Here is a 13,214-nt window from a genome sequence, read left to right on the forward strand (position 1 = left end):
CTAGGCTTGCCACGTGGCCATTGAGTTTTCTGAAGAGATCCAAGCACTGCGCACCACGATGGAAAACATCATCGCGGTCGTCCAGCCTGACAACCTCCGCGTTCAGATCGAGGAACTGTCCGAAAAAGCGGCAGCTCCCGACCTGTGGGATGATCCTGCCCGCGCGCAGGAAGTCACCTCGGAACTGAGCCATCGCCAGTCAGAACTGGACCGTGTCACCACCATGTCTGAGCGTATCGATGACCTTGAGGCTATGGTGGAAATGGCCGGTGAAGACCCCGACGAAGCTGAGCTGCTTCTTGAAGAGGCTGAAGGCGATCTCGCCGCCCTCAAGAAGGACATCTCCGACCTGGAAATCCGCACCCTTTTGGATGGCGAATACGACGAACGCAACGCCGTTATCACGATCCGTTCGGGCGCAGGTGGTGTTGACGCGGCAGACTTCGCAGAGATTCTCTTGCGTATGTACCTGCGTTGGGCCGAACGCCACGGCTACCCCACGAAGGTGATGGATACGTCTTATGCGGAAGAGGCCGGTCTGAAGTCAGCTACCTTTGAGGTTCAGGCTCCTTACGCTTACGGCACCTTGTCGGTGGAGGCTGGGACGCACCGCCTCGTGCGTATTAGCCCCTTCGATAATCAGGGCCGCCGTCAGACCTCTTTTGCTGCTGTCGAGGTCATTCCCCTGATCGAGTCCACTGATCACATTGAGATTCCTGAGCATGAACTCAAGGTGGACGTGTTCCGTTCCTCCGGTCCTGGCGGCCAGTCGGTCAACACCACGGACTCGGCTGTGCGCATGACCCACATTCCAACGGGCATTGTGGTGTCCATGCAGGATGAGAAGTCGCAGATCCAAAACCGTGCTGCCGCCCTTCGTGTGCTCCAGTCTCGACTGCTTGTACTGCGCCACGAGGAAGAACAGGCTAAGAAGAAGGAACTCGCCGGTGACGTGAAGGCCTCTTGGGGTGACCAGATGCGTTCCTACGTCCTCCAGCCTTATCAGATGGTCAAAGACCTTCGAACCGAGTTTGAATCAGGCAACCCTCAAAACGTTTTTGACGGCGACATTGACGGCTTTATCAATGCTGGCATCCGCTGGCGCAAGAATCAGGCCGCTGAGTCCTGACCAGCGCTGACAGAACGTTCTAACTGAGTGTTTCCTGTCCATCCTGTTCAATGCTTGTCCCCTTTCTCCTGAGTGCCAGGAGAAAGGGGACAAGCATATGCGGACGGCGTCTTTTAGCGGTGAGCGTATTGACGGCGCAGAGTGAGCAGGAGCGCTCCTGATGCAAGGATGATCAGTGCAACACCGACGAAGGATGCCTGAAGGCCGGTGGCGGAAAGCCCTGACGGAGCCTTCATGTGGCCTGCAGCAGAGGGCGCCTTCTTCGTCGTATCGACATCCTCAACGGGCTGAATGTACTGGGTGCCCTTCACCTGCGGCTGAGGCTGAGATTGGGGACGGTCAGAATGGGATTGAGCCTGGTCGGGCGCCGATTGGCTTGCTTCAGCGCCAGCACTATTCCCCTGATCGTTACGAGGTGTGGTTTCTGAGGCAGAGGTGGTCTCAGACGGTGATGGCGTTGCCTGCGGCGCTGGGGCGGTGGAAGAAGCGTCCCCGGTCCAGGATGGTGCGGTTATTGAGGTATCGACCGAGGGCGAAGAGCCACTGGAAACAGATCCGCTGGAAACAACAGTGAGGTGGGACTGATCGGGGTAGCTCGCAAAGTTCTGCGTGCCATACCACGATCGAGTCGAGGGATTGTAAGAGATCCCCACACCAATAGCATTCGTGTCAGGGTCGATCATATTGGCGTAGTGCCCAGGGGAGTTTTCCCACTGAAGATACAGCTCCGTACCAGCGTCATCGTCGCTTGAGCTTTGACGCATCGCCACATTTTCGGAGGCGCGCCTCCATCCACCGGGGTAGTAGTCTGCGAAACCTGGGCGATGGTCAAAGACGCCGGTGGCAGCCATGTACTCGCTCCAGTTTTGGGCGACAGCATCAAGTTCTGCTACGCGAACAACGGGGGAGAGCCCCAGGCTTGCGCGCAACTGATTGACCCGCCAGACGATCATGTCAGCGTGAGGGGCTTCATGCGCGCTCAGAGCCTGTGGGAACGCTGCAGAGAGCGTAGGTGCAGGGGTGGCCACGGCAGAAGCAACACCGGAAGTGCCAAGGGCGGGAAGAGTAATCAGGGTACTGGCCGCAAGTGTTGCAGCGATGAAGCGAGTGAGTCGCACGGAGGTTCCTCCCTTAGGGTCCTCAGGGTATGTTTTGCGGCTATGAGGCGCTCATTGCGTCCGCCTCGGGCTTTGAGCCGCCTACCACTGAAGCACACTGACCTGGCTAGACCCGTGAGAAGAAGCTTTAAGTTGCCTGGATGGGATGCTGGCGCTGAAAGTGCCCAGAACATGCCCTCAAGATTTGCTGAAGGCTTGGCGGGACAGCAAGTGGACTTTCAAACTGGGCGTGTCGCTCGCGCAGATCTGCTAGAGGCCCACATAGTCTGGCTGTAACCCTGTCCCCAAACAGAGACGTTCCCATGATTCGCTTTGACCACGTCACTAAGGTCTACAAGCCCGGTGCGCGCCCCGCCCTCGACGACGTTTCACTTGAAATCGAGCGTGAAGAATTCGTGTTCCTCGTCGGTAAATCCGGCTCCGGCAAATCGACCTTCCTCCAGCTTGTCATGCGTGAAATCAGCGCAACCTCAGGGCATGTATGGGTCCTCGGCCAAGATGTTGGCCGCCTCTCGCGATGGTCAGTGCCGAAACTGCGCCGCAAAGTGGGAACCGTCTTCCAAGATTTCCGCCTTCTTCCCTCTAAAACGGTTTACGAAAACGTCGCCCTCGCCATGCAGGTGATCGGCAAACCACGCCACGCTATCGAAGCGGCAGTACCCGACGTCCTCGACCTCGTCGGACTCTCTGGTAAGGAGAAACGACTACCGCACGAACTCTCTGGCGGTGAAGAACAACGCGTCGCAATCGCCCGCGCCATGGTGAACCGGCCTGAACTTCTCCTCGCTGATGAGCCCACCGGTAACCTCGACCCCGACACGAGCCTGGGAATTATGCGCCTCCTTGACCGTATTAACCGCGCAGGGACGACAGTCGTCATGGCAACCCACGACGCCGACATCGTTGACCAGTTGCGCAAGCGCGTCATCGAATTGGGCGACGGGCACGTCATCCGCGATCAATCCCGCGGCGTCTACGGATCGGCACGGTGACAGACAATGAAACTACGCTTCATCCTTGCTGAGGTCGGTAAAGGCCTCTCCCGAAACCGAGCCATGTCCGTGGCGGTCATCATCGTCACCTTCGTTTCCCTGCTCTTTGTGGGGGTTGCAGGCTTGGCACAGATGCAGGTCGGACGTATGAAAACAGAGTGGTACGACAAGATCGAAGTCTCGATCTACATGTGTGCCATCAACGACAAAAACCCTGACTGCAACAATAAAGAAGCTACCGACCAGCACATCGCTGCCGTACGCGAACGCCTCAACTCCGCCGAAATGGCGCCTTACGTCAAAGAGATCTACGAAGAATCCAAAGAAGAGGCCTACGCCAACTTCGAAAAACTCTTCGGTGAATCCTCCTTCGGACGTTGGACCACAGCCGACATGCTGCAATTCTCCTTCCGAGTCAAACTCGTTGACCCCGAGCAGTACAGCATCATCAACGAAGAGTTCTCTGGAGTGGCGGGCGTGTCCGAAGTCAAAGACCAACGCCAAATCGTAGAGCCTCTATTCCAAGTCATTGATAAAGCTAAGTTGCTCTCTCTTGGCCTGGCAGGCGTCATGACAATCGCAGCGATCTTGCTCATCACTACGACGATCAGACTCTCTGCCATGAGCCGTGAGCGTGAAACGTCAATCATGCGACTTGTCGGTGCTTCAAGCCTGTTCATCCAAGCTCCCTTCATGATTGAAGGGGCGCTCGCTGCAGTGACTGGCGCTTTGCTGGCAGTTGCCGCCCTCTTCGCAGGCGTCAAGTTCCTCATCATCGACTGGATTGCGCCCGCCTTCCCGTGGACGACCTTTATCGGCATGGCAGAAGTGTGGATCATGGCCCCCGTCCTGATCGCCGCCGCCGTGCTGCTCGCCCTCGTGGCCTCGGCTTTCTCGCTCGCGAAGTACACCAAGATCTAAACCTGCACACGCCCCCCCGCATATTCGGGAAAGAAACGCAGGACAAGGAAAAAGCCAGGACAAGGAAAAAGTCAGGCCAAGGAAAAAATCAGGACAGAGACAGGACGGAAAGGAGCATCGAAGATGAGCACCGTGACACCCCCCACGCACGACGAGGCGAACGCCCTCGTCCCTTCGCCCTCGAAGGCTCGCCCGCGTTCCTGGCGCAGCCTCGTTGCCGCCGTCTACGCACTGGGCCTGATCGTCCCCCTGACCATCATTCCCGCGTGGGCTGAAGACGACCGAGACAGCGTCGCCCGAGCTCAAGAGGAATCCGCCAACCGTGTCGAACAGATCAAGCACGACATGGAAGGAATCGACTCCACCCTCGCTCAGGTCTACCTTGAACTTGACTCTCTGCGTGCCCAGATCCCCGTTGCAGAAAACGAACTCTCGCAGGCGCAAGATCGCTACGACGCGGCCAACCGTACCCACCAGGCCGCCCTCGGCCAACTCGAAACCGCAACAGCGGAAAAAACCCGCATCGCTGAAGAAATCGAAGAAGCCGAAGAACTCCACGACCAAGCGCGCGCAGCAATCGGAGAGCTCGCACGCGAGATGTACCGAGGCGGCGCTCCTTCCCCCGTCATGCTCGCTATGAGCGCTGAAGGCAGCCAAGGGATCGCAGAACGCGCTGCCGCTGCAGAAGCCCTTGCCCGATCACAAAACACCGCGATCTCATCAGCGCTCAACATTCAAGAACGCCAACGCAACCAAGCCACCCGCCAACAAGCCATCACTGACCGTATCAGTGACCTCGAAGCGAAAGCGCGAAGCTCTGCGGAGGAAGCACGAAATGCCCAACAGCAGGCAGAAGCGAAGGTCATCGAACTCAACGACCTGAAGAAGAACGCTGACGCTAAGCAAACACAGTGGGAAGCGAAGAAACAAGAGGCCGCCCGACAACTCGATAAGTGGCAGGCAGAATACGATGCGATGAGCGCAAAGCTTGCCAAGATTGACGAAGAAAACCGCGCGCAGCAGCGTATCTACTCCACACCATCAGGTGGATCAAGCGGCTTCTACTCGCCCCTGCGCATCCCCCTGGTCATGACTTCACCCTTCGGATGGCGCCACCACCCCGTGCTTGGGACCAGCCGATTCCACAACGGCACTGACTTTGCCGCCAACTGTGGCACCCCCATCTATCCCAGTGCCCCCGGGGTTGTCTCGGCGGTGACCTTTGAAGAAGCTGGTGGCAATGTCGTTTACGTCAACCATGGTCTGATGAACGGGTCATCGTGGATGAGCGCCTACGTTCATATGGAAGGCACCAATGTGTATCCCGGGCAGGCAGTTGGACTGGAATCCGTCCTTGGATGGGTGGGAACCACAGGGTATTCCACGGGCTGCCACCTGCATTTGTCCTTCATGCAAAATGGCGCTGACGTTGACCCGATGGATTTCCTGTAGGAGAATCGGGCAGTTAGTGTCGTGAGCCTCAGCCGTCGTGTGAGGTTCACCCAGCATCCCGGAAGGAGGCGAACCCATGCCCAAGGAGTGGAAGAAACCCAAGCCCACCGAGGCAGAAAAACGCAAGGCTCAAGCCGACGCGCACAGAACCATTGCCCGTAATAAGAAGGCACTGCACGACTACCTCATTGAGGAAAAGTGGGAGGCCGGTATCGTCCTTTCTGGTACCGAAGTGAAGGCGCTGCGCATGGGCCGCGCTTCTTTGGTGGATGCGTGGGTTGAAGTAAAAGACGGCGAAGCCTGGCTGTACGGGGCGAATATCCCCATGTACGCCCAAGGTTCCTGGAATAACCATGCTCCCACGCGAAAGCGCAAGCTCTTGCTGCATAAGGATGAGATTATTCGCCTGACGCAGAAGGTTTCCGCAAAGGGCTACACCATTGTGCCCCTGGAACTGTACTTCATTGGTGGCCGTGCCAAAGTTGAGATCGCTCTGGCCAAGGGTAAACAGGAGTGGGATAAGCGCCAAGCACTACGCGAACAGCAAGATAAGCGCGAGGCCGAGCGCGCTATGCGTGCATACGCGCGGCGGGCACGAGGCTAATCCAACTCCTTATTTCCTGACAATGGTTGGCGGGTGGGCGGTTAACGCCCACCCGCCAATGTTTTTCTTTGGCTCCACTACGTCCCTATACGTTGGGCGTTCTGCCGGATGCGCGACATAGCGTTTGATGTACGACATAGCGCCTAATGTACGTGGTGCACCACGTACATTAGGCGCTAAGACGTACAGAACCCGGTTTGCACCGGCACTACAAGCCACCATCATGCGATCAAAAGTCAAAAGCGGTGGGGCACTCACCGAGATCATTGGTGAGCTCCCCACCGCTTCTGCGGAGGAAATCAATGCGTCACAAAAGACGTATCAGTTCGAGCCCGACATCATAGCGTCAGACATCATGCCGTCATGCATGTGGCCATCGGACATCATGGAATCGTCGGTCATCTTGTCGTCCATCATGGCGTCGGACATCATTGCGTCGCTCATCATCTCCTCGGCGGGAGTCTGGGAAGAGCAGGCAGCCAAACCAACGGCTGCGATGACAACGGCGGAAGCGGCAGCAATCTTGCGGATATTCATGTGTTCTCCTTTATTAAGAGGTTGAGGCGTTCATGGGCGAACGCACTGACATCTAAGTATTCGCTGCTGAAAGGACACTGGATTGGAGGACTTTACGTGATCCATGTCTCCGAAATATGGTGCTGATCTGAGCAAACTCTCAGGACAGGGGCGCCGAACTAGGGGCAAATGTCAACGAAAGGAACCCCATGACCTCCCTCGTTCTTGTCGGACTGCTCGGTGGCTTCATCACAGGCATATCACCCTGCATATTGCCTGTCCTGCCCGTCATCTTCTTCTCCGGTGGAGCACAAAGTAGCCGTGTTTCAGCAGGAAAGGTCGGCGTGGCAAACGGTATCGGTGGCTCCATCCCTGGTCTGGCTGGACCTGGCCTCGCAACTGGCAGGCTTGGCGGACACACACTTGGCGAATCAAGCACTGAAGCAGCAAACCCCGCAGTCTCACGCTGGCGGCCCTACCTGGTTGTCGCTGGCCTCGTTCTCAGCTTCACAGTTTTCACTCTGCTGGGCTCCACCCTGCTTGCTCTGCTTGGCCTGCCTCAAGACATCATTCGCTGGGCAGGTATTGTCCTGCTGGCCGTCATCGGCATCGGCATGCTGATCCCGCAGGTCATGGAGGTACTCGAACGCCCCTTCCAACGATTTGGCCGATCCAGCGGAAAACGCCCCGACAACGGTTTCCTGCTCGGTATCGTTCTGGGCGCCGCTTACGTTCCCTGTGCGGGCCCCGTCCTCGCCGCCGTCTCTGTTGCTGGAACCACCGGTGAAATCGGTGCCGACACCGTCGCTCTGGCTCTCTCCTTCGCCATCGGCACGGGTATCCCGCTGCTCTTCTTCGCACTCGCAGGCCGAGGTGTTGCCGAGCGAATTTCTGCCTTCCGTGCACGCCAACGCCTCATCCGCACTATCGCCGGTGTGTCCATGATTGCTCTGTCCCTGGGCCTCGTCTTTGACATCCCAGCCGTCGTTCAGCGCGCCCTACCTGACTGGACCGCAGGACTGCAGGAACACACCAACACGCTCCTACACGGTAACGAGCGCCGTGGCACTCAAGCGCCAGCAGATACCCCTGACGGCCCACACTGTGTTGACGGCGCAGGCACCCTGGGTGACTGCGGTCCCTTCGCCCCCATTGAAGGCGCCGTCGCATGGCTCAACACCCCGGAAGAAAAGCCCCTGACCAGCGCAGACCTTGACGGCAAAGTCGTCCTCGTCGACTTTTGGGCGTACTCGTGCATCAACTGCCAACGCTCCATCCCCAGCATCCAAAAACTTCACGAAACCTACAAGGACGCAGGCCTGACAATCATCGGCGTTCACGCCCCTGAATACGCCTTCGAACGTGAAGTCGACAACGTCCGCGCCGCCACCAAAGACTTCGGCCTGACCTACCCCATTGCCGTCGACTCTGACCTTGTCACCTGGAGGAACTTCGACAACCACTACTGGCCCGCCCACTACCTGCGCGACGCCAAAGGCACCCTGCGTCAGTTCTCCTACGGTGAAGGCGGCGACGCCACCACGGAACGCCACATCCGCACCCTCTTACGCGAAGCCAACCCCACCGTGGAACTGCCTGAACCCGTTTTCACCACAGACGACCCAACCACCAGTGGCTCACGCACCCCCGAAACCTACCTGGGCTACGGTCGAGCAAAACACTTCGCAGGAGGAACTCTCACTCAAGGGGCAGCGACCTTCGCGTTCCCGCCCAACCAGCCCGCTGACTCCTTTGCCCTTGAAGGGGCATGGACAGTCGAACCCCAACACATCACTCCCACCGCTGGCGAGGCCAAACTGCGCTTGAAGTATCACGGCAAGCAAGTCAACCTCGTGATTTCAGGAGAAGGAAGCATCACCACCAGCCTCAACGGCCAAACCCGCACCCACACCATTAGCGGTGTGCCCAACGCCCTCGAACTGGTGGCGACCGATACGACACAGGAAGGAACGATCGACATCACAGTCTCGCCCGGCGTGCAGCTCTACTCCTTCACCTTCGGGTGAGGAAAGAATCGGCACCTCAATCAATACGCTCACTCCGGGCGTGATCTTCCTCCCCCATCCCCTCCCTGGGGTGGGGGAGGAGAAAACCATCTTCTACGATGACAGGTGTGAACGATGCCCAGACCATTACCGAAGCTGAGATGCTCAGCCGGATCGCACGTGGAGATCAGGAGGCTTTCGCCTCTCTCTACGATGTGTGGTCAGGGCGTCTCTTTGCCCTTATCCTGCAGATCCTCGTTGACCGAGCACAAAGCGAAGAAGTGCTCCAGGAGGTCTTTCTGGAAATCTGGCAGCGCTGCCCACAATTCGACCCTCACAAGGGGAGTGGGCGTGCGTGGATGGTCACCATTGCGCGGCGTCGTGCCATTGACCGCGTCCGTTCCTCCCAACGCGCGCGTGAACGTGAAAACACATGGACGAACTACCTTCCCGATAGTGACACCACAATCGCGCAGGTTGAAGAACGCTTGGCAGGTGCTGAGGTGAACGCGGCTCTCGACGCAATTGGCGAGCCCCACAAGACCGCCGTCAAACTGGCATATTTCACCGGCATGACCCATGTGGAGATTGCCGAATATCAAGGTGTGCCCGTGGGCACCGCAAAGACTCGAATCCGTGATGGAATTAAGAAACTACGAACAGTATTGGGGGTGGAACAATGACACACGAGGTTGACCCTTTCGACAACACTGAGGTTGCCGGCATCCTCGGCACCTCATTACCTCCCGTTGAGCCTCCCGCGCATCTGCGCGCTCAGATCCTTGAGGCGATTACGCGCACTCCGCAGGCGCACGAGCAGGCACAGGTGCGCACGCGGGCACAGGAGCCTGCACAGCCGGCCGCACAGACGATCGCCCAAGTTGACGAAGCAATGCTGAGAGCCGAACAATTCGCGGCACATATCCCGGAGCCTACGATCACCGCCGAGTCGGCAATGGATGTCGCCAACGCCCACGTGCACACGCTTCCCGGCCGCTCTGCTCCCTCAAGGTCGGTGGCGGAAACCTCATCGCGTCCCCCTCACGAGGGCGACGCGCAGGTGCTGCCCCTGCAACGCCCTTCCACGCCCCGTCGCATCCTGGGGGGATTGCTCCGCGTTGCAGCAGCCTTCGCCCTCGTGGCAGTCGGTGTGGGAGTTGGACGGTGGAGCGCCATGGATTCGATGGATTCGACCATGAGTTACGCCAAGCTCAACCAGATGCAAGACGTCGCCCGTATTGAACACACCATGGCTGATGGGCACGTTGCCACCCTGACATGGTCTGCAGATATGGAGATGACGGCGCTGACGCTTCCTTCACAGATGGAGGCCCCCGCAGGGAAGACCTTGCAGGTGTGGAAGCGCATGAACGGCGTGGTCACCCCCGCTGGAACCTATGCTCCCGACCGTGGGGCGGTGTTTTCGTTCATTGACGCCATGCCCGAACCTGGCCTGGAAGTGTTCATTACCTTAGAACCTGCAGGGGGATCAACGCAGCCTACATCTAAGCCATTGGTGGTGCTGCGAGTCTCAGAGCAAGCTATGCCTGATACCGCGCCGGATATTAATCCTGCTGGCCAAGATACAGGCGATATACGGCGCACTTCTGGAGTGCGGCCAGATGATGGGGTTCGTGCTGTTGACGCTGTGGAGCTTAAAGACGCTGCGGAGATTAAAGACGCTGCGGAGCTTAAAGACGCTGTGGAGCCTGATGGCACTGCTAAGCCTGGAAAGCCAGCAGCTCCCATTGTGACTGTTTAGGGCGCCCAGGGCGTCATCTTTAAGGAATAATCTGGTGTTTTCTCTTGTACTTATTGGGCTGCTTGGTGGTGTTATCACGGGTATCTCGCCGTGCATTCTGCCTGTTTTGCCAGTCATTTTCCTCTCCGGCGGGGCTCAAAGTAGCCGTGTCTCAACGGATCAGGAGCACGAAGCTGCGATTGGCGCACCCTCCTCTGGCAGCGGCCTTGTTATTAAGGGGCTGCCCGGAGTAATTGCCCCTAAGGGGGCGCCGGGTGCGGGCTCTGTGGCGCTCCGGCCTGTGTCGCCGTGGCGGCCCTACCTGGTGGTGGCCGGTCTGGTTGTCAGCTTCACGATCTTTACACTGCTGGGTTCGACCCTGCTGTCCCTTCTGGGCCTGCCGCAAGACTTCATCCGCTGGGCCGGTATTGTCCTGCTGACCCTCATTGGCGTGGGCATGATGATCCCGCAGGTCATGGAGGCCCTTGAACGTCCCTTCCAGCGTTTTGGCACGTCTGGTACTCAACGACCCTCCAATGGTTTTATGCTGGGCCTGGTTCTGGGAGCAGCCTATGTGCCTTGTGCGGGGCCTGTGTTGGCCGCCGTTTCGGTTGCTGGCACGACCGGGCAGATTGGCGCAGACACTGTGACGTTGGCTCTCTCCTTCGCTGTGGGCACCGCAGTGCCGCTGCTCTTCTTCGCCTTGGCTGGCCGTCGCGTCACCGAACGCATTGCCGCCTTCCGCACCCGCCAGCGTCTGATTCGCACCATTGCGGGCATTTCTATGCTGGCCCTGGCCCTGGGCCTTGTGTTCAATGTGCCCGCAGTGCTGCAGCGCGCCCTGCCCGATTGGACGGGCTCCCTGCAATCACGGATCAACACCTGGTTGCACGGCGGGGACACTACTGGCGAGTCCTGCGTTGACGGAGCACCCGCGTTGGGCGAGTGCGGGCCTATGAAGCCTTTGGATGGAGCAGTAGCGTGGCTGAACACGCCCTCTGGCCCCGCCGATACGACAGTGACCAGCGCCGGAGTACCCGCGCGAGCCGTCCTCGTCGATTTTTGGGCGTACTCCTGCGTGAACTGTCAGCGCACGCTGCCCGTCATTCAGCAGTTGCACGAGGCCTACGCCCCGCTGGGCCTGAGCGTCGTGGGTGTGCATTCGCCCGAATACGCCTTTGAAAAAGAGACGCGCAATGTGGAGGCAGCCGTCGCAGAATACGGCCTGACTTTCCCCGTTGCGGTGGACTCGAACCTGGCGGTGTGGACAGCCTACGACAACCACTACTGGCCCTCCCTGTACCTGGGGGATATGAAGGGCCAGAACCGTTACTTCAAGTACGGTGACGGAGGCAAGGGCGCCTTGGAGTCCCACATCCGCACCCTGCTGCGCGAAGCTGACCCCTCGCTGACCCTGCCTGACCCGCTGTTTGCCTCCGAGGAGGAAGAAGCAGGCCCGCGCACCACTCACACCGTCTTGGGTAGCGAGGGCGGACGAGGCTTCGTTGGCGGCGGCTTGAGTGCGGGGGCGAACGAGTATGCTCTGCCTGCTGAGCAGGGCGTTGACACCTTCGCGCTGTCAGGCTCATGGGAGGTCGAGGGCCGGTCAATGCGTGCAGCATCGGAGGGGGCAACTATCCGCGTGTCCTACTACGGTGCGCACGTGACCTTGCTGGCTGCTGGCCAGGGGGCGGTCACTCTTCGAAGTGTTGACGGGGCCGCCACGTCAGAAAGCACCGTGCCACTTAACGGTGGAGCTACCCCCATTCAACTTGCCGCTCACGATCAGGCTGAACGCGGCGTTGTGGAGGTTGTTGTCCCTGCTGGGGTGAGCCTGCAAGAGCTTGAAATTCTGGGTAATGTCTGCGGCAATGGCCGCTGTGGTGGGGGAGGCCCCGCCTGGGCGGAGTTCTAAAACAAACTGAGCGAGGACATTCCAGTTTTCTCCCTGCCTGAGCGCTTTTCCGCGAGTGGTCGCTTCAAAGCGACCACTCGCGGTGTTTTTGGGTGAGGGTGTGGGGGAGCGCGCGGAAGCAAGCGCTGGCGGCCTCGTGAGACGCTGATCTCTTGTGCGCAAAGGGGCGGCGGGGTACCCTATGTATCCGGACAGTTTCGCGCGAGTGAAACGGTTCGGATGAGTAAAAACTCAATAGGGGATGATCGGTTTCGACGACGGTCGTCGATCGAAGGGAAGCGGGCCGAGGATGTTCGCTCAACTCGTTAACGATGCGTTCGAACCAATAGGTGCCGAACAGAATCGCACCGACTACGTTCTCGCCGCCTGATATCGCCGCGTGAACCCTTAGTCCGTCAGCCCAGGTGGTGCTCCCAGCCTGGTGTCTGGCGTCGTTCTGGGAGCCACTGGTCGCGTGCCGTGTCGATGAGCACGCTTCAACACTTAGTCGACTGAGCCTACTGGCAGCAGGTCTGCATGACGTCAGGGGCTGAGAAATAAAACAGCAGACTGCGCCCGGAGAAGACTTCGGGGCCGGCCGTCGGACCGGGGTTCGATTCCCCGCATCTCCACTGAATATGCCCTGACCTGGGGTGATGTTTTCAGGTAGCCCTCTCGTGCAACGAGCGTGCAACCGCGAAACGAAAACCACTCCGGTTCAGGGCTTTTTCGCGCCCGTTTTCGGCGGCTTCGGTGCTCTCAGGAACAGGGTTATAGGACAGAAGTGGGTGTGGGGTGGGTTCATCGCTTCCGTTGACGTCAATATTGGAGTCAAGTAAGA

11 protein-coding genes and 1 other RNA gene are annotated in these 13,214 nt (G+C 58.8%); 10 read left to right on the forward strand and 2 right to left on the reverse strand.

Annotation, left to right across the window (positions count from 1 at the left end; translation table 11 throughout):
* Positions 1-13 precede the first annotated feature (13 nt).
* On the forward strand, positions 14-1,129 hold the full coding sequence (prfB, locus tag EII11_RS06315) for a peptide chain release factor 2 (protein ID WP_124870291.1): 1,116 nt from the start codon (positions 14-16) through the stop codon (positions 1,127-1,129).
* Between the two features lie 113 nt (positions 1,130-1,242).
* On the opposite strand, the gene EII11_RS06320 is transcribed toward prfB, so the two are convergent.
* Positions 1,243-2,247 (reverse strand): CAP domain-containing protein, encoded by a 1,005-nt coding sequence (locus EII11_RS06320; RefSeq protein ID WP_124870294.1) that lies wholly within the window; start codon positions 2,245-2,247, stop codon positions 1,243-1,245.
* 302 nt (positions 2,248-2,549) lie between these two features.
* Here EII11_RS06320 and ftsE point away from each other — a divergent pair, with 302 nt between their 5' ends.
* From ftsE to smpB, 4 genes are all read left to right on the forward strand, one after another.
* On the forward strand, positions 2,550-3,239 hold the full coding sequence (gene ftsE / locus EII11_RS06325) for a cell division ATP-binding protein FtsE (protein ID WP_124870298.1): 690 nt from the start codon (positions 2,550-2,552) through the stop codon (positions 3,237-3,239).
* A gap of 6 nt (positions 3,240-3,245) precedes the next feature.
* Positions 3,246-4,160 (forward strand): permease-like cell division protein FtsX, encoded by a 915-nt coding sequence (ftsX, locus tag EII11_RS06330; protein WP_124870301.1) that lies wholly within the window; start codon positions 3,246-3,248, stop codon positions 4,158-4,160.
* Between the two features lie 123 nt (positions 4,161-4,283).
* A complete protein-coding gene (locus tag EII11_RS06335) occupies positions 4,284-5,612 on the forward strand; it encodes a M23 family metallopeptidase (protein WP_124870303.1) in 1,329 nt (442 codons plus the stop codon).
* A gap of 76 nt (positions 5,613-5,688) precedes the next feature.
* Positions 5,689-6,216, forward strand: coding sequence for an SsrA-binding protein SmpB (gene smpB, locus EII11_RS06340; RefSeq protein ID WP_124870307.1), 528 nt, complete (start codon positions 5,689-5,691; stop codon positions 6,214-6,216).
* A 321-nt stretch (positions 6,217-6,537) separates the two neighbouring features.
* Here the strand turns inward: smpB and EII11_RS06345 are convergent, their stop codons facing one another.
* Positions 6,538-6,753 (reverse strand): hypothetical protein, encoded by a 216-nt coding sequence (locus tag EII11_RS06345; protein ID WP_124870311.1) that lies wholly within the window; start codon positions 6,751-6,753, stop codon positions 6,538-6,540.
* A gap of 188 nt (positions 6,754-6,941) precedes the next feature.
* Between EII11_RS06345 and EII11_RS06350 the strand changes: the two genes are divergently transcribed.
* From EII11_RS06350 to ssrA, 5 genes are all read left to right on the forward strand, one after another.
* Positions 6,942-8,759 (forward strand): cytochrome c biogenesis protein CcdA, encoded by a 1,818-nt coding sequence (locus EII11_RS06350; protein ID WP_124870314.1) that lies wholly within the window; start codon positions 6,942-6,944, stop codon positions 8,757-8,759.
* Between the two features lie 98 nt (positions 8,760-8,857).
* Positions 8,858-9,421, forward strand: coding sequence for a sigma-70 family RNA polymerase sigma factor (locus EII11_RS06355; protein ID WP_124870318.1), 564 nt, complete (start codon positions 8,858-8,860; stop codon positions 9,419-9,421).
* The gene (locus EII11_RS06360) at positions 9,418-10,500 is read left to right on the forward strand and encodes an anti-sigma factor (RefSeq protein ID WP_124870321.1); all 1,083 of its coding nucleotides are present in this window, start codon (positions 9,418-9,420) and stop codon (positions 10,498-10,500) included. Before EII11_RS06355 ends, EII11_RS06360 begins: the two co-directional genes overlap by 4 nt.
* Before the next feature lie 34 nt (positions 10,501-10,534).
* A complete protein-coding gene (locus tag EII11_RS06365) occupies positions 10,535-12,394 on the forward strand; it encodes a cytochrome c biogenesis protein CcdA (protein WP_240623091.1) in 1,860 nt (619 codons plus the stop codon).
* A 237-nt stretch (positions 12,395-12,631) separates the two neighbouring features.
* Positions 12,632-13,008, forward strand: a transfer-messenger RNA (tmRNA) gene (ssrA, locus tag EII11_RS06370).
* The last annotated feature ends 206 nt before the right edge of the window (positions 13,009-13,214 follow it).

Source organism: Schaalia canis, from assembly GCF_003858455.1.
GTDB lineage: Bacteria > Actinomycetota > Actinomycetes > Actinomycetales > Actinomycetaceae > Pauljensenia > Pauljensenia canis.

Excerpts from the sequence above, each read along its gene's own strand:
- EII11_RS06345 (WP_124870311.1), bottom strand. The coding sequence starts at position 6,753 with ATGAATATCCGCAAGATTGCTGCCGCTTCCGCCGTTGTCATCGCAGCC.
- EII11_RS06360 (WP_124870321.1), top strand. The coding sequence starts at position 9,418 with ATGACACACGAGGTTGACCCTTTCGACAACACTGAGGTTGCCGGCATC.
- ftsE (WP_124870298.1), top strand. The coding sequence starts at position 2,550 with ATGATTCGCTTTGACCACGTCACTAAGGTCTACAAGCCCGGTGCGCGC.
- EII11_RS06335 (WP_124870303.1), top strand. The coding sequence starts at position 4,284 with ATGAGCACCGTGACACCCCCCACGCACGACGAGGCGAACGCCCTCGTC.
- EII11_RS06350 (WP_124870314.1), top strand. The coding sequence starts at position 6,942 with ATGACCTCCCTCGTTCTTGTCGGACTGCTCGGTGGCTTCATCACAGGC.
- ftsX (WP_124870301.1), top strand. The coding sequence starts at position 3,246 with ATGAAACTACGCTTCATCCTTGCTGAGGTCGGTAAAGGCCTCTCCCGA.
- smpB (WP_124870307.1), top strand. The coding sequence starts at position 5,689 with ATGCCCAAGGAGTGGAAGAAACCCAAGCCCACCGAGGCAGAAAAACGC.
- EII11_RS06355 (WP_124870318.1), top strand. The coding sequence starts at position 8,858 with ATGACAGGTGTGAACGATGCCCAGACCATTACCGAAGCTGAGATGCTC.